Genomic DNA, 21,735 nt, shown 5'->3' with positions numbered 1-21,735 from the left:
GGCCCGGACCGGTCGGCCACCGGCGGCGGGCCGGCCCGGTCTCGTGCGGGCAGGGCGTTTTGGCTCGTCCCGGCCGACCTGGTAGCCTGGCTTTTCGCGTGGCGATGGCGCATGCTCGTCGCACGCGGATTGCAGACCAAACCGAGCTATCAAGACGAGGCTGTCGCGTGGCGAACATCAAGTCCCAGATCAAGCGCAACCGGCAGAACGAGAAGCGCCGGCTGCGTAACAAGTCGGTCAAGTCGTCGCTGAAGACCGCCATCCGGAAGTTCCACGAGGCTGCGGAGGCTGGTGACACCGAGAAGGCCACCACCCTGATGCGTGACGCCGCCCGCAAGCTCGACAAGGCCGCCAGCAAGGGCGTCATCCACGCCAACCAGGCGGCCAACCGGAAGTCGGCCATCGCGAAGCGCGTCGACTCGTTCTCGGCCTGACCGAGCGACCCACACCTGACCGAGAGCCCCGGGGCACCACCCCGGGGCTCTCGGCTGTGTTCTTCCCTGGCGACGGTGTGCTGCCATCTCCCTGGCGGTGGTGCGCTGCGACGGCAGCCCGTGCCCCGTCCCGGGTGCGTCGTGGCACGACGACGACCGTGGTCGGGCTAGCCGTGATACCGCCGGGAGCGCAGCGGCGGCCCGGTCGGCCTCCCCGGTACGGGCGCGTCGGTGACCACCGTGCCGGGCAGCGGGTAGGGCACCGGGGCCCGCCCGACGACCGGTTCGAGTTCCCGCCGGAACCGGTCGCGCTCCTGCTCCGGCACCAGTGCCGCCGAGTGGACCACCCGCCCGGCGACCTCGTCGTTGAGTTTGACCATGATCGCCACCGCCAGCGGCAGCACCGCCACCGCCCACCAGCTCACCAGCTCGGCCAGGGCGAGGAGCACCGCGAACGCCACCGCCCCCTCGAAGAAGAGGAAACAGAGCACCCCGCCGGGGTTGATGATGCGCAGGCCGAGCAGCCGGGCGTAGAGCGGCCGGTAGCGGTGGTCGTCCGCCGGTACGACCGACCATCCGGGTCCGCCGCGCCCCGCCACCGGGCGGGGAGGGCCGGTCACCCGCCCACCGTGCCCCGCCACCGGGTGGGAGGGGCCGGTCACCGGGCGCTGCCCCGCCGGGCGGCGGCGACCGAGAAGACCGCCTTCTCCAGTGCGTATCCCCGGTCGTCGGCGCCGCCCTTGACCGCCGCGTTGCACTCGGCCGCCGCCCGCATCGCCTCGACCAGGCCCTCCGGGGTCCAACCCCGGGCCCGCTGCTGGGCATTCTTGATCTTCCAGGCCGGCATGCCGAGGGTGCTCGCCAGCTGGTAGGGGTCGCCCCGGCCGGCGGCGGCGACCCGGGCCACCGTGCGGACCCCGTCGGCGAGGGCGTCGGCGATCGGGACCGGATCGACCCCGACGTGCAGGGCCCAACGCAACGCCTCCAGGGCGGCCGGCACGTCGCCGATCATGGTGGCGTCAGCGACGGTGAAGCCGCTCACCTCGACCCGACCCCGGTAGTAGCGGGCCACCATGTCCGCGCCGATCCGCCCGTCGGTGTCGGCGAGCAGTTGCGAGCAGGCGGCGGCCAACTCCCGCAGGTCGGTGCCGACGGCGGCGATCAGCGCCTCGGCCGCGTCGTCGGTGCACCTGCCCCCGCCCCGGCGGATCTCGTCGCGGACGAACGCCACCCGCTCGCGGTGCCCCTTGAGCTTCGCGGCCGGGACGACCGTGGCACCGGCGGCCCGCAGCCCGTCGGCGAACGCCTTGCCCTTGCCGCCGCCCAGGTGCAGGGCCACCAGTTGGACGTCCGGGTCGGGATTGCGGGCGTAGTCGAGCAGCGCGGTGACCAGGTCCTTTCGGGCGTCCTGGGCGGAGCGGAGCACCAGCACCCGCCGGCCACCGAACAACGAGGGGCTGAGCATCTCGGCGATCTCGCCCACGGCCAACACCCCGGCCTGGTACTCCCGGACGTCGACCTGCGGGTCGACGCTGCGGGCTTTCGCCACGGCTTCGGTCACCGCGCGCGTGGCGAGCAGCTCCTCGTCGCCGAGGACGAGCAGAATAGGAGCAAGGTCGACGCCGGTCACGTCGCTCATCTTGGCACGGCTGGGCGGAGGATCGCGCCTGCTCATCGACGGCTGCGACGGCCCACCCCGCACTCAGCGCAAATATAGACATTTACCTCGATTGCCAGCTAGTGCACGCAATATCCCTTCCAGTCCGGATTTTCTCTCGCCTCTGCCCCCTCGGGTGCCGGCTCGACAGGCCCCACCGCCGGGTCACCGCGACGTCTGTCCACCCGGTTCCACCGGGACGCCGGTCCGGCGGATCACCGGCGACCCGCCGGGTCATCGGGCGACCCGGAAGGTCATCGACGATCCGGCAGGTCATCGGCGGCCCGGCAGGTCATCGGCGGCCCGGCGGCAGTCCCCGGTTGACCACCGCGAGCCGGCCGGAACGCACCACCACCGCCACGTCCCCGTCGGTGTCGGTCCGCAACACCCGCACACCGGAGCGGGCGAGCCGGTCGAGGATCACCGGGCTCGGATGCCCGTAGTCGTTGTCGATGCCCACCGGCACCAGCGCCACCGCCGGCCGGACCGCGTCGAGGAAGGCCGGGTCCTGGTAGGCACTGCCGTGGTGGGCCACCTTGAGCACCTCGGCCCGCAACGCGTGCGGCGGCACCCGGTCCAGCAGTGCCCGTTGCTCCTCGGTCTCCGCGTCCCCGGGCAGCACGACGCGTACGCCGGCCACCGTGGCCCGTAGCACCAGCGAGTTGTTGTTCGGGTCGGACCGGGTGGCCCGCAGCGGGTAGGGCGGCCCGAGAACGACCACCTCCACCCCCTGCGACCGGTACGACCAGCCGGCCGCCGGCACCACCTGACGCGCCGGCCCGACGGCGACCGCCACCAGTTCCCGCCCCGCCGCCGGCTCGGTCAGGGTCGGGGTGAGCACCGTGGCCACCCGCCGCCCCCGGGTCACCCCGGCCACGCCACCGACGTGGTCGGCGTGGAAGTGGCTCACCACCAGCAGGGAGACCTCGCGCACCCCGAGCCGCCGCAGGCAACCGTCCACCGCCGACGGCTCCGGACCGGCGTCCACCACCACCGCCCGGCCGGCCGCCACCGGCAGCACGACGGCGTCCCCCTGACCGACCGCACACGCCACCACCACCCAACCGTCCGGCGGCCATCCGCTCGCCACCAGCCGGACCGGCAGGGTGCCCAGCACCACCGCCGCCGCGCCGACCGCCACCAGTCGGCGCACCAGCGGCCGGCGGACGGCCAGCAGCAGCCCCAGGGTCAGCCCGGCCAGCAGCAACGCGCCCGGCAGCCCGCCCGGCCAGGGCAGGGTGCCGGCGGGCAGCCGGGCCCCCACCCAGGCGACGGTGACCAGCCACCAGGCCGGCCAGCTCGCCAGCCAGGCGGCGAACTCCGCCCCGGCCGGCCACGCCGGCGAGATCACCGCCGCCGTCACCCCCAGCACCGTGGCCGGGGCGATCGCCGGCACCACGAGCAGGTTGGCCGGCACCGCCACCAGGCTCACCGTGCCGGAGATGCCGGCCACCACCGGCCCGCAGGCGAGCTGGGCCGCCGCCGGGACGGCGAGGGCCTCCGCCAACCCGGCAGGTACGCCCCGCCGCCGCAGCCCGTCGCGCCAGCCCGGGGCGAGCAGCAGCAACCCGCCGGTCGCCAGGACCGACAGCGCGAAGCCGGCGTCCCCGGCCAGGTCCGGGTCGACGAGCACCAGCACGGTCACCGCCGCGGCCAACGCCGGCAGTGTGGCCCGGGGCCGCCCGACCGCCAACGCGGCCAGCCCGATCGCCCCCATGGTGGCCGCCCGTACCACGCTGGGCGAGGGACGGACCAGGACGACGAAACCGATCAGGGCGAGCCCGCAGAGGACCGCCGCCAGCCGGGGGCCGGCGCGGGCCCACCGGGCCGCCAGCAGCACCGCACCGACCACGATCGCCACGTTCGACCCGGAGACCGCGTTGAGGTGGGTCATCCCGGTGGCCCGGAAGTCCTCCTCCACGGTGGCCGGCAACCGGCTGGTGTCCCCGACGACCAGGCCGGGCAGCAGACCACCCTGCTCGGACGGGAGCGGGGCGCAGGCCCGGTGCAGACCGGCCCGCAGGGTGCCGGCGGCGCGTTGGAGCCACGGCGGTGGCCCGTCCCGGACCGGTGGGCCGGACACGGTCAGCACGGCGGCGGTGAGGTCGCCGCCCCGGGGCGCGGCGAGCCTGCCCTCGACGGTCAGCCGCTGCCCCGGCAGCAGACCCCGCCAGGCCGGATCGGTGGCGAGCACGAGCAGGCGTACCGGGACCCGGAGGCGGTGGCCCTGCGGATCGGTGATGGTGCTCGACTGCGCGGTGACGAGCAGGGTCGCCGGACGGCCGGGCGCCCCGCGTACCGGCCGGGGATCGTCGCGGAGCACCAGGTCGACGGTGACCCGGGCCCGGTCGTCGACCAGTGGGCGCAGTGGTGCGGCGTCGCGCACGTGCAGCCGGGCCGCGGTGGCGGTGCCGCCGCAGACCACGCCGAGCAGCACGGCGACGGCGATCCAGCCGTACCGGCGGACCGGGGCGGCCGGGGTGCCCAGCACCGCGAGCAGGTGCGCGGTGAGCAGGGCGGCGAGGACGGCGGCACCTGCGGCGAGCAGGACCGCCGTGCGGGTGGTGAGGTGCAGGCAGGCCAGCGCCGCCAACCAGGCCGCCACCGCCAGCCCGGCCAACCGCAGGTCGGGTGCCCGGTCGGCGGTCACACCGTCACCAGGTCCTTGAGCTGTTCGTACCGGGCGTCGCCGATGCCGTCGACCTGACGCAGGTCGCCCACGCTGCGGAAGCCGCCGTGCTGGTCACGGTGGGTGAGGATGCGTTGGGCGAGCACCGGGCCAACCCCGGGCAACGCGTCGAGCTGGGCCACCGTGGCGGTGTTCAGGTTGACCCGGCCACCCGGCACCGCCCCGCCGGGTGCCGCCGCCGGCCCGGCCGGGGCCGCACCGGAGCCTGCCGCGTCGGGTGGGGCGGTGACGCCGACCAGGATCAGCTCCCCGTCGGCCACCTTCCGGGCCGGGTTGAGCAGTGCCACGTCGGTGCCGGGCAGCGCCCCGCCGGCCGCCTCGACCGCGTCGGCGACCCGCGCCCCGGCCGGTACCCGGACCAGACCGGGGCGGCGGACCCGGCCGGCCACCGCCACCACCAGCTCGCCGGTCGGCGCGACGGCCGCGCCGGACGCGGGCCCGCCGGAGGACTCCGGCCCGGCCAGGGTCGTCGCCGGGCGCACCGGTTCCGGCTGCGGGCGGGACCGCCAGGCCCAGAATCCCGCGCCGAGCACCACGGCCACCGCCACGACCGCCAGTGCCCGGACCCCGCGCCGGCCGGGATCGAAGACACCGGGACCGGGCAACCGGGCGGCCGGCGCCAGGTCGTCACCGTCGGCGGGATGCCGGTGGTCCGGGTCGCCGGGGCGGAACACGGCCGGATCGTCCCCCGCACGACGCCGTGCACCGGCGTCACGAAGGCCCTCGTCGTGGCGGCGTGCACCGGCGTCACGAGGGCCGTCGTCGTGGCTACGTGGACCGGCGTCGGAAGAGTCGTCGTCATACCGGCGTGGAGCGGCGTCGGAAGGGCCGTCGTCATGCGGCCCGGGACCGCGTGGAACACCGTCGAGGTAGTCGCCGAGGTCGAGGGAGCCGGCGTCGCGGAAACCGGCGTCGGTGGCCGGCCGGGGACGGCGGCGGGCCGACGTCCCGGCCGTGCCCGCCTCCGGCGGCGACGCCCCACCCGCACCCGGTATGCGCGACGCCGCCGGCCGGTACGGGCGGGGTGGCGGCTGCGGCGGGTCCGCCGCCCGTGCCACCGCCGACACCCCTGCGGTCAGCCGGTACAGCCGTCCCCGCACCCTGGTTTCCTCGTCCTCCGACACGGCGCGAGGTTAGGCCGGTGGGCGGCACCCGTTCCGGCCGGCGGAGGTCGGCTGTGGACGGCGACGGCGGCTGTGGACAACCGCCTGATCATGGCCGGATCTGCTATGCGGACCCGACCGACGGGCACGGCGGCCGACCCGTTCAGGCCTGCCGGCGGTGGATCACGACACCGGCCAGGCCCGGCCCGGCGTGGGCGGCGACCACCGCACCGGCCTCGGAGACGTACGTGTCGTGCAGGCGGTCGCCGAGCCGGGCGGTGAGCGCCTCGACGAGGTGCTCGGCACGGTGCGGGGCGGCGAGGTGGTGCACCCCGAGGTCCACCTCGGCGTCGGCGGCGGCCTCGACCGCCAGGTCGATCAGGCGGGCCATCCCCCGGCTGGCGGTACGCACCTTGTCGCGCACCACGATCGCGCCGTCCGGCATGTGCATGATCGGCTTGACCGACAGGGCGGTGCCGAGCAGCGCCTCCGCCGCGTTGATCCGGCCACCCCGGCGCAGGAACTCCAGCGTGTCGACGTAGAAGAAGATGGTGGTGCGGTCGACGGCGGCCAGCGCCGCCGCGCGTACCCCGGGCAGGTCGACGCCCGCCTCGGCGGCGCCGGCGGCGGCCAGCGCCGGGAAGCCCAGTCCCATGCCGGTGGACCGGCTGTCGACCACCTCGACGCGGTCGCCGACCTCGGCGGCGGCGAGCCGGGCCGCCTCGACCGTGCCGGACAGCTCGGCCGACAGGTGCACCGACAGCACGCCGTCCGCGCCGTCGGCCAGCAGCCGCCGGTACGTGGCGGCGAACTGCGCCGGGGACGGCCGGGACGTGCTCACCGAGACCCGCCGGCCGCCGAGGGCCCGGGTGGCGTCGGCAGGGTGGGTCTCCACCCCCTCCAGCCCCTCCGCGCCGTTGAGTACGACGGTCAGCGGCACCACGGTCAACCGGTGCGCCCGCACCGGCCCGGGTGGAAGGTAGGCGGTGGAGTCGGTGACGACCGCGACGGACATGCCCGGCACGCTAGCCGATGCCGGGACCGCCCGCCCCGGCCGGCCGGCACGGACCTCCCGGACCGGTCGACCCGGGGCGGTGCGGACCGGTCGGTTCAGACCGGCTCGGCCGGTGGCGGCGGGGTGAGCGGGCCGACGTTGTGCGCGCGCAGGTGCCAGCCCCGCAGGTCGTTGTGGCGTAGTTCGGTCCAGTGGCAGTTGGCCAGCGAGCCGATGCTGCGCAGCACGGTGTGGTCCCAGCCGAGGAGCTGACCGACGCCCTGCCGGGCGGCGCCACCGTGGGTGGCGACCACGACGGTGGCCCCGTCGGCCAGCTCGACGGCGGCGAGCAACGCCTCGCCGACCCGCTTGCCGAGGTCGTCGAGGGGTTCGATGCCCGCTCCCGGGTCCGGGTCGCCGGCCCGCCACCGGGCGTGCTCGGTGGGGAACCGGGCGGCGGCGTCGGTGAGGGCGAGGCCCTGCCACTGGCCGAAGTGCCGTTCCCGCAGCCGGGCGTCGGGGCGGACCGGCTGGCCGGTGAGCCGGGTGAGCGTGGCGGCGGTGTCGGCGGCGCGGCTCAGGTCGGAGGCGACGACGACGGCCGGGCGCAGCGCCGCGAGCAGCGGGGCGGCGGCGCTGGCCTGCTCCCGGCCGAGGTCGTTGAGGGGTACGTCGATCTGCCCCTGCACCCGACCGGCGGCGTTCCAGTCGGTGTTGCCGTGCCGCCAGATGATCAGGCGGGTCATTCGGCGGCGGCACCCGCGGCGTCGGCCTCGACCAGGTCGCGGTCGACGAACGGGAGCTGGGGGCAGTCCTTCCAGAGCCGGTCGAGGGCGTAGAACTCGCGTTCCTCGGTGTGCTGGACGTGGACCACGATGTCGACGTAGTCGAGCAGCACCCAGCGGCCACCCCGCTCACCCTCGCGGCGAATCGGCTTGGCCTTCTCGGGCAGCTCCAGCAGACGCTCCTCGACGGCGTCGACGATGGCCATCACCTGACGCTCGTTGGGCGCCGAGGCCACCAGGAACGCGTCGGTGATGGCGAGCTGGTCACCCACGTCGATGATGACGATGTCCTGCGCCTTCTTGTCGGCCGCGGCCTGGGCGGCGGCCATCGCCAGCTCGTGAGCGCGTTCGGAAACTGTCACCGTTCTCCTTCGATCAACAGTGCGACCCGTCAAGCGTCTCACACCCGGAGCGGAGACGACTTGTCAGTTCTGGCCGCTTACCGGGACGAAGTAGCTGTAACCGGGCGTAATCACCGCTGGTAGAGCCGTCGTTTCGCGATGTACTGCACCACACCGTCGGGCACCAGGTACCAGACCGGCTCCCCCCGGCCGACCCGTTCCCGGCAGTCGGTCGAGGAGATCGCCATCGCGGGCACCTGCACCAGGCTGACGGTGTCGGCGGGCAGGTGCTTGTCGGTCAGCTCGAACCCGGGCCGGGTCACCCCGATGAAATGGGCCAGCGCGAAGATCTCGTCCAGATCCTTCCAGGACAGGATCCGCTCCAACGCGTCGGCGCCGGTGATGAAGTGCAGTTGCGCCTTCGGGCCGTACTCGTGGTGCAGGTCCCGCAGGGTGTCGACGGTGTAGGTGGGGCCGCCGCGGTCGATGTCGACCCGGCTGACCTGGAACCGGGGGTTGGAGGCGGTGGCGATCACCGTCATCAGGTAGCGGTCCTCGGCCGGGCTGACCGGGGTGTCCGCCTTCTGCCACGGCTGCCCCGTCGGCACGAAGACCACCTCGTCCAGGGCGAACCGGTCGGCCACCTCGCTGGCCGCCACCAGGTGACCGTGATGGATCGGGTCGAAGGTGCCGCCCATGATGCCGATCCGTCGGATGTCGTCCTCCACCCCATGATCGTAGGCCGCCCCGCGCCGGGCCCGCCGGGGCCCGGCGCGGACCGACCCTCAGGCGGCGGCCGCCGCGACCGCCGTCCGGGCGACCAGGGCCCGACGCAGGTCGTCGGCGGCGTCGACGACGCTGCGGCGCAACCCCGGGGTCAGGTCGTCCCGGATGAGCAGGGTCGCGGCCGAATCCAGCGTGGGCTGCGCCACGGCGTAGCGGGGGAAGGCCAGCCGGGCGACCCGTTCGGCCACCCACGGGGTACGCCGCCGCGCCGCCGCCGGCATCTCGGTGAAGTACCGGTCGACGTACGTACCGGTCAGCTCCGCCTGGTCCGGCTGCCAGAACCCCTCGGCCGCCGCCTCGACGAGCCGGTTGGAGCGGGTGGTGTCCCGGGTGACGATCTCCCAGGCGGCCTCCTTCGCGGCCACCTCCGGCAGGGCCGCCCGGCACCGGGCCGCCCGTTCCGCACCGGTGGCGCTGCGGTCGGTCGCCGCCTCGGCCGCGATCTCGGTCTCGCCGGCCGCGCCCAGCACCACCAGCCGGTGCAGCAGCGCCCAGCGCAGCTCGGCGTCGACGGCCAGCCCGTCGGGCACGCCCCGGCCGACCAGCCACCCGGCGAGCAGGTCGGCGTCGGCGGTGGCGGAGAGCAGCCCCCGCACGGCGGCCAGTTGCAGCGACCCGCCGGCCGGGGCGGTGGCGAGCAGCGTGGCGCAGGCGTCGGCCGTACGCAGCAGCGCGGCGTCCCGGGCGAGCGGGTCGAGATAGCGGTCGACCAGGTTGCGGCTGCGGACGAGCACGCTCTCCGCGACGGCCACCTCGGTCTCGGTGGGCAGGGCCGCCGTCAGCAGCGCCACCACCGCCGACACCGGCCGTTCGCCGTCGGTGGCGGCGTCCAGCGTCTCCTCCCACAGCAGCGCACGGGCCAGCGGGTCGGTGAGCGTGGGCAGCACCGTGGCGACCGCGTCCACCGACGCCGGATCGAGCCGGATCTTGGCGAAGGTGAGGTCACCGTCGTTGGGCAGGAGCAGCCCGGCGGCCCGCCCGGTCAGCGCGGGAAGCGCGGTGCGTCCGTCGTCGGCGGCCGGGTCGAGATCGACCTCGACCCGTTCCACCGCGCCGTCGCAGGCGTACCGGCCGACCGCGATGCGGTGTGGGCGCAGCACCGGGTGCTCCGACGGCGCGGTCTGCACCACCGCCACCGAGGACCACCGGCCGTCGGCGTCCACCGAGGTCTCCGTCCGCAGCGTGTTGACCTGCGGTTGACGCAGCCAGCGGTCGGCCCAGTCGGTGAGGTCCCGCCCGCTGGCGGCGCTGAGGCTGGCCAGCAGGTCGGCCAGGGTGGCGTTGCCGAACCGGTGAGCGGCGAAGTGCTGGTTGAGCCCGGCCAGGAAGGCGTCGTCGCCGAGCCAGGCGACGAGCTGGCGGAGCACGCTGGCGCCCTTGGCGTACGAGATGCCGTCGAAGTTGAGCAGGGCCTGGGCGGCGTCGGCGACCTCCTCCGGGGCGACCGGATGGGTGGACGGGCGCTGGTCGGCGGCGTACCCCCACGCCTTGCGGCGGATCGCGAAGGTCGTCCAGGCCCGGTCGAACCGGGTCGCCTCGGCGGTGACCCGGGTGCCCAGGTACTCGGCGAAGGACTCGTTCAGCCACAGGTCGTCCCACCAACGCATCGTGACCAGGTCACCGAACCACATGTGGGCCATCTCGTGGGCGATGGTGGTGGCCCGCTGCTCCCGCTCGCTGTCGGTGACCGCCGAGCGGAACACGTCGTCGTCGCGGATGGTGACCAGGCCCGGGTTCTCCATCGCCCCGGCGTTGAACTCCGGCACGAACGCCTGGTCGTACTTGACGAACGGGTACGGCTCGGCGAAGAGCTGGTGGAACCGGTCCAGGCACTGCTTGGTGACGGTGAGGATCTCGTCGAGGTCGGCGTCGAGGTGCGCGGCCAACGACTGCCGGCAGTAGACGCCCAGCGGGATGTCGCCGTGGCTGTCCCGCCGTACGTGCCAGGGGCCGGCGATCAGCGTGACGAAGTAGCTGGCCAGTGGCGCGGTGGGGGCGAACTCCCAGCGTCCCGGGGCCGGGTTGGCGGTGAGCGGGCCGTTGGCGGCGACCGTCCACTGCGGCGGAGCGGTCACGGCGAGGGTCACCGGGGCCTTGAGGTCGGGCTGGTCGAAGGCGGCGAAGATGCGTGGCGCCTCGTCCAGGAAGGACATCGCGTAGAGGTACGTCGCGCCGTCGGCCGGGTCGACGAAGCGGTGCATCCCCTCGCCGGTGTTGGTGTAGGCCATCTCGGCGGTGACCGTGAGGGTGTTCTCCGCCGCCAGCCCGGTGAGCGGGAACCGGCCGTCGGCGAGGGCCGCCGGGTCGAGCTTCCGGTCGTTGAGCCGGACCGCCTCCAGGACTGCGGGTTTGACCTCGACGAACGTCTCGGCGTCGGGGGTGGCGGCGCGGAACCGGATGGTGGTCGTCGAGCGGAAACGCTCGTCGCCACCGGTGAGATCGAGGTCCACCTGATAGGACTCGACATCGATCAGTGCGCGACGCGCGGTCGCCTCTACACGGGTCAGGCTCGGCATCCGCTTATCCTGCCCGACGGGGAGCCGGCCGGGCTCCCCGATACGCGCGGCAATGGAGGATCAACAATGGGTCAGCACCCCAAGGGCGACTTCGACCTGTCCCGGGCGGTCTGGCAGCGAGCCGAGGGCGACACCTCCGACAGCGCGGTCGAGGTGGCCTTCGTGGACGACCTGATCGGGATGCGCAACTCGGCCGAGCCGGACGGCCCGGTGCTGGTGTTCACCCAGGCCGAGTGGGACGCGTTCGTCGCCGGTGCCCAGGACGGCGAGTTCGACCTGGACTGACCGCCGGGCGGCGACCCCCGGGCGGTACGCGGCGACCCGCCCCACGCCCGGGGGCACCGGCCCGTCGGGCGACCGCCGCCCCGCCCCGACGCGGGCCGGCGCGGCGGTGCCCGGACGACGGCTCACCCGTCCCCCTCGCCCCAGCCCAGCCCGCCCGGCCCCGGGGCATGGTGGAACCCGGGGTGGCCGGCGACGTCGGCGCAGCGGTCGCCGTCCGGGCCGACGGCGGAACAGAACAGCCGCTCCGCGTCCCGCCAGGCATCGGCCGGGGACAGCGCGACCGAGGCCAGCACCAGCTCCGGGCGTAGCAGGCTCAGCGCCTCCGCGTACGCCACCGCCAGCTCCCGGGCGTGCTCCGGCCCGTCGGCGGTGAACCCGAGGTGCACGGTGAACCGCCGGGACGGCCGGCGCGGCCGGGCGAGCAGCGGCCGCCCCGGCGGGTGGTCCCCGCCGGCCCGGCCGAGCACGTCGACCACCTGTCGCTGACGCCAGTACGGCGGCGTGTTCTCCCGCATCCGGTCCTCCCCGTCGTCGAACGCCCCACGGCCGCCCGTGGTGGCCCGGTGTCGAGCCAACCAGGTTCACGGCGGCCCGGGAGGGGCCAGCGGGCACCCGGTCACCGTCCGGCGGCACGGCGGGATTCAGGGCCCCGAACCGGGGTAGACGACCCGCGGCCGACCAGCCGGGTCCGCCGACCGTCACCGCGTCAGGAGAGCCCGATGGCCACCACACCGGCCGACCGCAGCCCGGAGAGCACGCTGGCGTTCTTTCGCGAGGGCTACCGGTTCATCAGCAACAGGTGTGAGCGCTACGACACGGACATCTTCACCGCCCGGTTTCTCCTGGAGCCGACGATCTTCCTGCGGGGGCGGGCCGCGGCGGAACTGTTCTACGACCCGGAGCGCTTCCGGCGTGCCGGTGCGGCACCCAAGCGGGGCCAGCGGACGCTGACCGGGCAGGGTGGGGTGCAGGGGTTGGACGGTCCGGCCCACGCCGACCGCAAGGCCATGTTCATGTCGATCATGACGCCCTCGGCGGTCGAGCGGATCGGCCGGCTCTTCGCCGACGAGTGGCGGATCCGGCTGGCGGCCTGGGGTGGCGGCGGTCCCGTGGTGCTCCGCGACGAGGTGGGCCCGATGCTGCTGCGGGCGGTCTGCGCCTGGGCGGGCGTACCGCTGCCGGAGAGCGAGGTCGGCCGGCGCAACGCCCAGATGCAGGCCATGATCGACGGACCGGCCGCGCTCGGCCCCCGGCACTGGCGCGGGTTGCGCGGTCGCCTGCGGGCCGAACGCTGGATCGCCGACCTGGTGGAACGGGTACGGGTCGGCACCGTTGCCGCGCCCGAGGGCAGCGCGCTCGCGGTGATCGCCGAGCACCGCGACGCCGAGGGGCGGCTGCTCCCCCGCCGGGTCGCCGCCGTGGAACTGATCAACGTGCTGCGTCCCACCGTCGCCGTCGACCGGTACGTCCTGTTCGCCGCCCTGGCCCTGCACGACCATCCGGACTGGCGGGACCGGGTGCGCGCCGGCGACGAGCCGACCGAGTGGTTCGTCCAGGAGGTCCGCCGCTACTACCCGTTCTTCCCGGTCGCCTTCGCCCGGGTGCGGCACCCCTTCGAGTGGCAGGGGCACCACTTCCCGAAGGACCGCCGGGTGCTGCTCGACCTGTACGGCACCAACCACCACCCCGGGATCTGGTCCGAGCCGGAGCGGTTCCGCCCGGAGCGGTTCGCCGGCTGGCGGGACGACCCGTACGGTTTCGTGCCGCAGGGCGGGGGCAGCCACCTGGCCGGCCACCGCTGCGCCGGGGAGTGGATCACCATCGAGCTGATGAAGCAGGCGGTCGGCCTGCTCACCGGGGCGATGGACTACCGGCTCCCGCCGCAGGACCTCGCCCTGGACCTGGCCAAGGTGCCGACCCTGCCGCCCAGCGGCCTGGTGCTCGCCGACGTCCGCGGCATGCCGGCCGCCCGGCGGCACGGGGCTCGCGGGTGAGCGCCCCCGCCGGGTCGGCGCGTCCGGCCCCGGTCGGGTCCCGCCCGGCCGCCGCGCCGGGCGGCCCGCCACGCCCGCCCCGGCTCCCCGTCGAGTACGTCCTGCCCCTGCACCGGACCGACGACGACGACCTGGACGAGCTGACCGGCTACCTGCGCACCCTGTGCCGGCTGGTCGAGGTGACCGTGGTCGACGGGTCGCCGCCGCCGGTGTTCGCCCGGCACGCCGCCCACTGGCACGGCCTGCTGCGGCACCTGCCCCCCGATCCGGCGGTGCACGGGCTCAACGGCAAGGTACGCGGGGTGCTGACCGGGGTGGCGGCGGCCCGGCACGAGCACGTGGTGATCGCCGACGACGACGTCCGGTACACCGAGGCGGAGCTGCGGGTGGTGCACCGGCTGCTGGACACCGTCGACCTGGTCCGCCCGCAGAACTACTTCCACCCGCTGCCCTGGCACGCCTGGTGGGACACCGGCCGGACCCTGCTCAACCGGGCGTTCGGCGTCGACTGGCCGGGCACCCTGGCGGTGCGGCGCAGCACCTTCCGGGCGATGGGCGGCTACGACCCGGACGTGCTCTTCGAGAACCTGGAACTGGTCCGCACGGTGCGCGCGTACGGCGGCACCGAGGCCAGCCCCGCCTGGCTCTACGTCCGCCGGCTGCCGCCGACCCCGGCGCACTTCCGGGGCCAGCGGGTCCGCCAGGCGTACGACGACCTGGCCCGACCGGCGCGGTTGCTGGTGGCGCTGGCGGTGCTGCCTGCGGTGGTGGCCGCGTCGGTGGCCCGCCGACCGGGGCTGCTGGCCGCCGGGGCGGCCGGTGCGGTGGCGCTGGCGGAGATCGGCCGGCGGCGGGCCGGCGGAACAGCGGTGTTCCCCCCGGGCACCGCCCTGGCCGCGCCGTTCTGGCTGCTCGAACGCGGGCTCTGCGGCTGGCTCGCGGTGGCCCGTCGGGTCGGCCGTGGCGGGGTGCGCTACGCCGGTCGGCGGGTGCGCCGCCCGGCCCACTCGGTGCGGACGCTACGGCGCCGGATGGCCCCGGTGGAGCCGGGCGAGCTGACCCGGTGGGTCCGGGCCGACCCGGCCGCCCGGGGCCGCTGACCGGAGGCGACCCGTGGCCCTCCACCGGCGGATGCCGGGGGTGGCCGCGGGCCGGTGCCGGTGCTGCTTCAGTGGCGTACCTGTTCGCGGGACTGCTGTGCGGAGTCCTTCACCTCCTGGGCGGCCGACCGGGTGTCGTCCCGGACGGCGTGCACGGCCTCCTCGGCGGTGCCGCGCAGCGACTCGGTGGCCTGCCGGGCCGGCTCGCGCAGCTCCTCGGTGAGTTCGCCGGCCACCGCGCCCAGCTTCTCCTTGACGGCTCCGCCGTGCTCGCCGGCCTTCTCCCTGACCTGCGCGGCCAGTTCCTGCTCGCGCCGGCTGGCCGGGATCAGCGAGGAGACCAGCATGCCGACCCCGAAGGCGATCAGGCCGGCGGCGATCGGGTTGCCCTCGGACTTCTGCCGGATCACCTGTGGGGCCCGGTGGGCGGCGTCGCCGACGGTCGAGGCCGCCGCGTGGGCGCCGTCGCCGACGGCGGAGGCCGCCGCGGAGGCGCGGTCGCCGACGGAGTGCGCGGCGTGGCTGGTGCCGTGGCCCAGGTCGGAAGCGGTACCCATCACCCTGTCCCTCACATTCTGGAACGCGTTGCGCGCCCGTTGCTTGCGGTCGTCGACGATGCGGCCGGGGCTGACCTTGTACGCCAGCGCGTCCACGTCGGTGCTGAGGCTGTTGCGGGTGGCCTCGATCTCCCGGCGGATCTGGTCGGGATCGGTGCTCATCGGGTGACTCCCTCCGGGTGCGGCTTCAGCGCGTCGGGGATGCGCTGCACGCTGTCATTGGTCTGCCTGAGGCCCCGCACGTGTGCGGCGTTCTTCTTGGCCATCGAGTAGAGGACGGCGGCGATGCCCGCCCAGACGACGGCGACGATCAGGCCCGCCCACCCGGCGTCCAGCACGTTGGACAGCCCGGCCCAGAGCGCGATGGAGAGGAAGAGGGCGACCATGTAGCCGCCGAAGCCGGCTCCGCCGTACAACCCGGCGGCCTTGCCCGCCTTACGGCCCTCCTGGCGGATCTCGGCCTTGGCCAGCTCCACCTCCTGGCGCATCAGGGTGGACAGGTCGGTGGTGACCGACCGCATCAGGTCGCCCAGTGAGCTGTTCCTGACCTCGTCCGCGGAGTGCGGCGCACCCGCGGGGTGGTATCCGGAGTCCAGTCCGGACCCCTGCGTCGGCACGGTCATGCCGTCGCCTCCCTTCGGCTGGTCGCGCGGCTCACGGACGGGTCACGCCGCTGGCCGGCACACCGGGCAGCGGGTCGGTCTGGGTCACCGGCGGCAGGGGCTGGCCGATGCCGCCGGCCGGGTCGGCGTAGCCGGTGCCGGTGCCGTCGTCGGGGTAACCGGCGCGGCCGGTCGCGCCGTCGGGTCGGGCCGTGCCCTGGGCCGGGTATCCCGGGTCGGGCTCGGCGTAGGTGCCGGGCGTCGGGTCGAGGTAGCCGACCGGCGGGGTCGGCGGGGCCTGGGTCGGGATGACGGCGGTCTGCTCCGGGTCGTAGCCGCCCGTCGCGCCGTGCCGGTCGGGGCCGCTGTCGGCGGTGAGGCCCTTGGCGAGCCGGCCGGCGAGCACACCGAGCACCGCCGCGCCGATCAGGAACGTGCCGGGATTACGGCGGGCGTACGTCTTGACCTCGTTGAGCAGGTCACCCGGCTCGCGCTCCTCCAGCCAGCCGGCCACTCCGTGGACCCGGTCGGCGGCCTGGTGGGCGAGTTCGGTGACCGGGCCGCCCTGCCCGCCGTTCTGCGCCATCGAGCGCATCTCCTCGGCCAGCGACCGCAGTCCACCGGCCGCCTTGCGCTGCTGCTCGCCGCCCTGGGCGGTGAGCTGGTCACGGGCCTCACCGTAGAGGTTGCGCACCTGGCGGCGGGCCTCGCCGACCACCTCGTGGCCCTGTTCACGGGCGGTCTGGGCGACCGCCCCGCCGGCGTGGGCGGCGTCCGTGCCGACCTGGCGGGCCTGCTCCCGGACGCCGGTGCCGTTGCTCTGCTGTCCGTATGACGTGGTGGACGAAAGATCGTGCGTCATGATGGTCCTTCCGCTCGGATACTCGTCGCGGTGGTTGCGGGGGGGGGATGTGCCGAGCTCGTCGGCCGGTGCTTTCGACCTACCCCCGCTTTGCGGGTCCATGCACAATTCGCGTTTTCCCCGCCGAAAGTCGCCGGTCGGCCCAGAATGTGAGGATCGTCCGACTGTGCCGCGCAGTTGGCTCCCGTGGAGGTGACAGCGATGGCCCACGCCGTACGACGGCCCGCCCCGGCCGCCCCGAAGCCCCGGGTGCAGACGGTCGCCGCCGCCGTCGCGGTCGTCTTCCTGCTGCTCGGCGTCCTCGGCTTCGTCCCCGGCGTCACCACCGGCTACGACGAGCTGGCCTTCGCCGGCCACCACTCCGGGGCGAAGCTGCTCGGGGTGTTCCAGGTGTCGGTCCTGCACAACCTGCTGCACCTGATCTTCGGGCTGGCCGGCCTGGTGCTGGCCCGCCGGCTCGGTGGCGCCCGGCTCTACCTCACCGTCGGCGGGGCGGTCTACCTGGCGCTCTGGCTGTACGGCTTCGCCGTCTCCCGGGACGCCCCGGCCAACATCGTCCCGGTCAACGGCGCGGACAGCTGGCTGCACCTGGGACTCGGCCTCGGCATGCTCGCCGTCGGCCTGCTGCTGTCCAACGACGCCGGCACCGGCGGCCGGCTGGACGTCCCCCTCGACCGGGGCTGACCCCCGTCACCCGAGCGGGTGGTTCCCGATCCCGGCGCGCCACGGCGGCGTTTGCCCGCCGCACACCCGGGGCACGGGATCGACGGACGAGGAGGTCGTCATGGCGCGCTGGCTACGGAACAACGCCCTGAGCCTGGCCATGCTGGGCGCGTTCGCCGTGTTCCTGGTGCTGCAGAGCGTCACCGGTTGGCAGACCCACAACGAGGAGCTGACCGGGTACGGCGCACCCACGCTGAGCTGGTGGGCCTATCTCGGCAGCGGGCACTTCGTCGAGTCCGTCTTCGAGAACTGGGAGTCGGAGTTCCTCCAGATGGGCGGCCACGTCCTGCTCACCGCGTACCTGGTGCAGAAGGGGTCGGCCGAGTCGAAGACCGACGACACCACCGACCGGGCCGCCGACGACGAACGGGAGGCCGGACCGGACGCGCCGTGGCCGGTGCGGGCCGGCGGGTTCCCGCTCGCCGTGTACCGGCACAGCCTCCCGCTGGTCCTGCTGCTGATCTTCGCCGGGTCCTTCGTCGGGCACCTGTTCGGCGGGGTGGCCGCCTACAACGAGGAGCAGGCGCTGCAGAGCGGCACGGCCCCGATCAGCGTCTGGCAGTTCCTGCACACCAGCGACTTCTGGTTCCAGTCGATGCAGAACTGGCAGAGCGAGTTTCTCGCCGTCGGGGCGCTGATCCTGCTGAGCATCGTGCTGCGGCAGGCGTCGTCGCCGGAGTCGAAGCCGGTGGCCGCCGCCCACGCCCAGACCGGTGCGTGACCGGCCCGCCGGCCCGGTTCAGGCAGGCACCCGGCCGGCCCGCCGGCTCAGGTCAGGCCGCCACCGGCAGCCGCTTGGCGAAACACACGCTGTACGGGTTGTGCACGTACTCGCCGTAGACCGGGATCGGCTGGTAGCCGCAGGAGGTGTAGAGGCCGATCGCGGCCGGCAGGTAACTGCCCGTCTCCAGGCAGAGCACCGAGTGGCCCTGCTGGAACGCGATCTCCTCCAGCGCGCTGAGCAACTGCCGGGCGATGCCCCGCCCCCGGTACGCCGGCCGCACGTACATCCGCTTCAGCTCGCCGGTCCCGGCGTCGAGGGACTGCAGGCCACCGCAGGCGACCACCCGGCCGCCGTCGACCACCACCAGGTAGCGGACGTCGTCGTGCACCACGGTGGCCTGCCCGTCCAGCCCGCCGTCGGCCTCGCGCAGCTCCCGCTGCTGGGCGGCGACCAGCGCGTCGACCTCCGGGTCGGTGGCGGGACGGGACTCGATCAGCATCAGCCCACGGTAGGACGGGTCCGTTTCACGAAGGTTTCCAGGAAACGACCCGGACCCGACCGGTACCGGGCTATTCCTCGTCCCCGTCGCCGTCCTCGTCGTCGTCCGCCGGTTCCGGGGCCGGGTCCAGCTCGTCCTCCGGGCGCTGCCGACGCGCCTTGCGGGCGGCCAACCGCTCGGCCGCCGCGGGACGCGTCGACTTCTCCTCCAGCCGGACGTCGGTACCCCGGTTGCCGGGGATGAAGTCGACGCCCGCGTACAGGGTCGGCTGCCAGTCGAACTCCCGCTCACCGATGCGGACCAGGTCCCCGGGGTTGGCGCCGGCCTTGGCCAGCTTCTCCTCCACGCCCAGCCGGGCCAGCCGGTCGGCGAGGAAACCGACCGCCTCGTCGTTGTCGAAGTTCGTCTGCCGGACCCAGCGTTCGGGTCGTACGCCCCGCACGGTGAACGAGCCGTCGGCCTGCGCCTCGATGGTGAACCCGGCGTCGTCGACCGCCTTCGGCCGGATCACGACCCGGGTCGGCTCGGCCGGCGGGGCGGCCCGGCGGGCCTGGTCCACCAGCTCCGCCATCGCGTACGTCAGCTCCTTGAGCCCTTCCCGGGTCGCCGCGGAGACGTCGAACACCCGGAACCCGCGCGCCTGCAGGTCGGGACGGACGATGTCGGCGAGGTCCTGCCCGTCCGGCACGTCGACCTTGTTCAGCGCCACCAGTCGGGGCCGGTCGGCCAGCCCGCCGTACTCGGCCAGCTCCGCCTCGATGGTGTCGATGTCGGCCAGCGGGTCCCGCCCCGGTTCCAGGGTCGCCGTGTCGACCACGTGCACGAGCACGGCGCACCGCTCGACGTGGCGCAGGAACTCCAGGCCCAGACCCTTGCCGGTGGCCGCCCCGGGGATCAGCCCCGGCACGTCGGCGACGGTGAACGTGTGGTTGTCCACCCGGACCACGCCCAGGTTGGGCACCAGGGTGGTGAACGGGTAGTCGGCGATCTTCGGCTTGGCGGCGGAGATCACCGAGATCAGCGACGACTTGCCCGCCGACGGGAAACCCACCAGGCCGACGTCGGCGACGCTCTTGAGTTCCAGCACCACGTCGAGCCGGTCGCCGGGCTCGCCCAACTCGGCGAAGCCGGGGGCCTTGCGTCGGGCGTTGGCCAGCGAGGCGTTGCCCCGGCCGCCGCGCCCGCCCCGGGCCGCCTCGAAGGTGGTGCCCGCGCCGACCAGGTCGGCCAGCACCGTGCCGTCGAGGGTCTGCACGACGGTGCCGTTCGGCACCTTGATCAGCAGGTCGTGGCCGTTGGCGCCGTCCCGGTTCGAGCCCGCGCCCCCCTTGCCGTTGTCGGCCTTCAGGTGCGGGCGGAAGTGGAAGTCCAGCAGGGTGGTGACCTGCGGGTCGACCACCAGCGAGACGCTGCCGCCGTGCCCGCCGTTACCCCCGTCCGGGCCGCCGAAGGGCTTGAACTTCTCCCGGTGGATGGAGACACAGCCGTGCCCGCCGTCGCCGGCCTGCATGTGCAGGACGACCCGGTCAACGAACGTCGTCACGACGCCAATCCTTCCAGCGGGGTCCGGCCCCGCACCTGAAAAGCACCCCCCCGGGCCCCGCCGCGACGGCGGCGGGCACCCGGCGGTGGGAGCAACCCCCACCTGAAACGGCGAAGCGGGCCGGGACCCCCAGGTCCGCGGCCCGCTTCGCCTGCGTGTTACTGCGGCACGATGCTGACGGTCTTGCGACCCCGCTTGGTGCCGAACAGGACCGAACCGGCGGCCAGCGCGAAGAGCGTGTCGTCGCCACCGCGGCCGACCAGGTCACCGGGGTGGAACTTGGTGCCACGCTGACGGATGAGGATCTCACCCGCGCTGACGACCTGACCACCGAAGCGCTTCACGCCGAGTCGCTGGGCCGCGGAGTCACGACCGTTACGCGAGCTGGACGCACCCTTTTTGTGAGCCATTGTCCGACGACCTACTTCCCGCTGGAGATGCCGGTCACCTTGACCTGGGTCAGCGGCTGGCGGTGACCCTGGCGCTTGTGGTAGCCGGTCTTGTTCTTGAACTTGTGGATCCGGATCTTCGGGCCCTTGGTGTGCGCGGCGATCTCGCCGGACACCGCGACCTTGGCAAGCTTCGCCGCGTCGGTCACCAGGTCGTCACCGTCGACGAGGAGCACCGCGGTGAGCTTCACCGCGTCACCGGGGGCACCGGTGAGCTTCTCGACCTCGATCACGTCGCCCTCGGCGACCTTGTACTGCTTGCCGCCGGTCTTGACGATCGCGTACATCGGAGGCGGACTCCCTGTCGTTGAGGCTGCTGGCGGTCGTTCCCATGGCAACTCGCCGGGTAGCTGTGACACCGGCAGCGCGGGCACGCGGGAACTCGGCACACCAAAGTGCGCCGCAGGAAAGAGTACGCCATCACCCGCCCGCCGCCCAAACCGACCCCCCGCCGGCCGGGCCCTCGGTCAGCGGGCGCAGAGCTGGTCCAGCCGCTGCTGGAGCCGGTCCAGCTCGGTCTCGTCGATCGAGTCGACGTCGGTGCCGAGCCGGCCGATCTCGGTGGCCAGGTCGGTGAGCAGGGTCTTCAGCTGCGGATCGGTGGCCCGGCCGGACTGCTGCCGCAGCGCCGTCCGCCAGGTGGTCAGCGCCGTCTCCGCCCGCTTGCGGGCGGTCTCCGCCGCCGCGCTGTCGTTCGCGCCGACCGCCGCGATCATCTTGCCCAGTTCCTCGACGTAGGTGCGCACCGCCGTCGTCGACGCCGCCTCGGCGTCGGCGCAGACCTGCGGCCCGTTGCCGCCGGCCGGGGAGCCGCTCACCGCCGCCGACGGGACCACGGAGGCGGGGGTGGCGGCACCGGACGGCCGGCCGGAGGCCGTCGGCGCGTCGGCCCGGTCACCGGAACAGCCGACGCCGGCCAGCAGGACGGCGGTCACCACGAGGGCGGCGGGCAGGCGGCGCATGGTCTTCTCCTAGCCGGGGGTGACCGATGGTATCGCCGTACCCACGGCACGGCGGGACCCCTCCCACCGGCGGTACGCCGGGGAAGGGGCCCACTGCCGTCAGGTACGGCTCAGCCGGTCACGGCCGGGT

Annotated in this window: 24 protein-coding genes; 6 read left to right on the top strand and 18 right to left on the bottom strand. The window is 74.4% G+C overall.

Annotated features, from left to right (window positions below; translation table 11 throughout):
• Positions 1-167: 167 nt before the first annotated feature.
• Positions 168-434 carry a 30S ribosomal protein S20 gene (gene rpsT / locus ACN265_RS05540; protein ID WP_088644372.1) on the top strand — a complete coding sequence of 89 codons (267 nt, stop codon included), beginning with the start codon at positions 168-170 and terminating at the stop codon, positions 432-434.
• 167 nt (positions 435-601) lie between these two features.
• Here the strand turns inward: rpsT and ACN265_RS05535 are convergent, their stop codons facing one another.
• From ACN265_RS05535 to pepN, 9 genes are all read right to left on the bottom strand, one after another.
• Entirely contained in the window at positions 602-1,033 is a 432-nt protein-coding gene (locus ACN265_RS05535) for a hypothetical protein (RefSeq protein ID WP_420116253.1), read from the bottom strand.
• Between the two features lie 59 nt (positions 1,034-1,092).
• Positions 1,093-2,073, bottom strand: coding sequence for a DNA polymerase III subunit delta (holA, locus tag ACN265_RS05530; protein ID WP_363792151.1), 981 nt, complete (start codon positions 2,071-2,073; stop codon positions 1,093-1,095).
• A gap of 310 nt (positions 2,074-2,383) precedes the next feature.
• Positions 2,384-4,741 carry a ComEC/Rec2 family competence protein gene (locus ACN265_RS05525; RefSeq protein ID WP_421406251.1) on the bottom strand — a complete coding sequence of 786 codons (2,358 nt, stop codon included), beginning with the start codon at positions 4,739-4,741 and terminating at the stop codon, positions 2,384-2,386.
• Positions 4,738-5,454 (bottom strand): ComEA family DNA-binding protein, encoded by a 717-nt coding sequence (locus tag ACN265_RS05520; protein WP_204926281.1) that lies wholly within the window; start codon positions 5,452-5,454, stop codon positions 4,738-4,740. Before ACN265_RS05520 ends, ACN265_RS05525 begins: the two co-directional genes overlap by 4 nt.
• 592 nt (positions 5,455-6,046) lie before the next feature.
• Complete coding sequence (locus ACN265_RS05515) at positions 6,047-6,898, bottom strand: DegV family protein (protein ID WP_357932088.1); 852 nt, start codon at positions 6,896-6,898, stop codon at positions 6,047-6,049.
• A 95-nt stretch (positions 6,899-6,993) separates the two neighbouring features.
• Positions 6,994-7,623: a histidine phosphatase family protein gene (locus ACN265_RS05510; RefSeq protein WP_357932085.1), complete on the bottom strand. Its 630-nt coding sequence runs from the start codon at positions 7,621-7,623 to the stop codon at positions 6,994-6,996.
• Positions 7,620-8,024, bottom strand: a complete 405-nt coding sequence (gene rsfS, locus ACN265_RS05505; RefSeq protein WP_204926278.1) for a ribosome silencing factor — start codon at positions 8,022-8,024, stop codon at positions 7,620-7,622. The genes ACN265_RS05510 and rsfS overlap by 4 nt, the downstream gene beginning before the upstream one ends.
• Positions 8,025-8,134: 110 nt before the next feature.
• A complete protein-coding gene (nadD, locus tag ACN265_RS05500; RefSeq protein WP_204926277.1) occupies positions 8,135-8,731 on the bottom strand; it encodes a nicotinate-nucleotide adenylyltransferase in 597 nt (198 codons plus the stop codon).
• 57 nt (positions 8,732-8,788) lie between these two features.
• Positions 8,789-11,305 carry an aminopeptidase N gene (gene pepN, locus ACN265_RS05495; RefSeq protein ID WP_421406249.1) on the bottom strand — a complete coding sequence of 839 codons (2,517 nt, stop codon included), beginning with the start codon at positions 11,303-11,305 and terminating at the stop codon, positions 8,789-8,791.
• Positions 11,306-11,371: 66 nt separating this feature from the next.
• Here pepN and ACN265_RS05490 point away from each other — a divergent pair, with 66 nt between their 5' ends.
• Entirely contained in the window at positions 11,372-11,590 is a 219-nt protein-coding gene (locus tag ACN265_RS05490) for a DUF397 domain-containing protein (protein ID WP_067312494.1), read from the top strand.
• 122 nt (positions 11,591-11,712) lie between these two features.
• Here ACN265_RS05490 and ACN265_RS05485 read toward each other — a convergent pair whose 3' ends face one another.
• On the bottom strand, positions 11,713-12,105 hold the full coding sequence (locus tag ACN265_RS05485) for a hypothetical protein (RefSeq protein WP_204926275.1): 393 nt from the start codon (positions 12,103-12,105) through the stop codon (positions 11,713-11,715).
• 204 nt (positions 12,106-12,309) lie between these two features.
• Between ACN265_RS05485 and ACN265_RS05480 the strand changes: the two genes are divergently transcribed.
• Both ACN265_RS05480 and ACN265_RS05475 read left to right on the top strand, forming a co-directional pair.
• Entirely contained in the window at positions 12,310-13,584 is a 1,275-nt protein-coding gene (locus tag ACN265_RS05480; RefSeq protein ID WP_421406247.1) for a cytochrome P450, read from the top strand.
• Positions 13,581-14,684, top strand: a complete 1,104-nt coding sequence (locus ACN265_RS05475) for a glycosyltransferase (RefSeq protein WP_421406245.1) — start codon at positions 13,581-13,583, stop codon at positions 14,682-14,684. The genes ACN265_RS05480 and ACN265_RS05475 overlap by 4 nt, the downstream gene beginning before the upstream one ends.
• Before the next feature lie 68 nt (positions 14,685-14,752).
• Here the strand turns inward: ACN265_RS05475 and ACN265_RS05470 are convergent, their stop codons facing one another.
• From ACN265_RS05470 to ACN265_RS05460, 3 genes are read right to left on the bottom strand one after another with little or no spacing between them, the layout of a single operon-like run.
• The gene (locus ACN265_RS05470; RefSeq protein WP_420116236.1) at positions 14,753-15,403 is read right to left on the bottom strand and encodes a DUF3618 domain-containing protein; all 651 of its coding nucleotides are present in this window, start codon (positions 15,401-15,403) and stop codon (positions 14,753-14,755) included.
• Positions 15,400-15,864 carry a phage holin family protein gene (locus ACN265_RS05465; RefSeq protein ID WP_421406243.1) on the bottom strand — a complete coding sequence of 155 codons (465 nt, stop codon included), beginning with the start codon at positions 15,862-15,864 and terminating at the stop codon, positions 15,400-15,402. The genes ACN265_RS05470 and ACN265_RS05465 overlap by 4 nt, the downstream gene beginning before the upstream one ends.
• A 31-nt stretch (positions 15,865-15,895) precedes the next feature.
• Complete coding sequence (locus ACN265_RS05460; RefSeq protein WP_363651145.1) at positions 15,896-16,705, bottom strand: hypothetical protein; 810 nt, start codon at positions 16,703-16,705, stop codon at positions 15,896-15,898.
• Positions 16,706-16,906: 201 nt separating this feature from the next.
• Here ACN265_RS05460 and ACN265_RS05455 point away from each other — a divergent pair, with 201 nt between their 5' ends.
• On the top strand, positions 16,907-17,389 hold the full coding sequence (locus tag ACN265_RS05455) for a DUF4383 domain-containing protein (RefSeq protein ID WP_421406241.1): 483 nt from the start codon (positions 16,907-16,909) through the stop codon (positions 17,387-17,389).
• A gap of 100 nt (positions 17,390-17,489) precedes the next feature.
• A complete protein-coding gene (locus tag ACN265_RS05450) occupies positions 17,490-18,149 on the top strand; it encodes a DUF6766 family protein (RefSeq protein ID WP_421406240.1) in 660 nt (219 codons plus the stop codon).
• 52 nt (positions 18,150-18,201) lie between these two features.
• On the opposite strand, the gene ACN265_RS05445 is transcribed toward ACN265_RS05450, so the two are convergent.
• From ACN265_RS05445 to ACN265_RS05425, 5 genes are all read right to left on the bottom strand, one after another.
• Complete coding sequence (locus ACN265_RS05445; RefSeq protein ID WP_420116241.1) at positions 18,202-18,651, bottom strand: GNAT family N-acetyltransferase; 450 nt, start codon at positions 18,649-18,651, stop codon at positions 18,202-18,204.
• A 70-nt stretch (positions 18,652-18,721) separates the two neighbouring features.
• Positions 18,722-20,194, bottom strand: coding sequence for a GTPase ObgE (gene obgE / locus ACN265_RS05440; protein WP_204926270.1), 1,473 nt, complete (start codon positions 20,192-20,194; stop codon positions 18,722-18,724).
• Between the two features lie 158 nt (positions 20,195-20,352).
• Complete coding sequence (gene rpmA, locus ACN265_RS05435) at positions 20,353-20,604, bottom strand: 50S ribosomal protein L27 (RefSeq protein ID WP_088647594.1); 252 nt, start codon at positions 20,602-20,604, stop codon at positions 20,353-20,355.
• 11 nt (positions 20,605-20,615) lie between these two features.
• On the bottom strand, positions 20,616-20,930 hold the full coding sequence (gene rplU, locus ACN265_RS05430) for a 50S ribosomal protein L21 (protein WP_067312477.1): 315 nt from the start codon (positions 20,928-20,930) through the stop codon (positions 20,616-20,618).
• Between the two features lie 180 nt (positions 20,931-21,110).
• On the bottom strand, positions 21,111-21,605 hold the full coding sequence (locus ACN265_RS05425; protein ID WP_204926269.1) for a hypothetical protein: 495 nt from the start codon (positions 21,603-21,605) through the stop codon (positions 21,111-21,113).
• Positions 21,606-21,735 lie beyond the last annotated feature (130 nt).

Origin of the sequence: Micromonospora sp. WMMD730, from assembly GCF_049178955.1 — a bacterium.
GTDB classification, from domain to species: Bacteria; Actinomycetota; Actinomycetes; order Mycobacteriales; family Micromonosporaceae; genus Micromonospora; species Micromonospora wenchangensis.
This window is presented reverse-complemented; position numbering and strand designations above follow the sequence as displayed.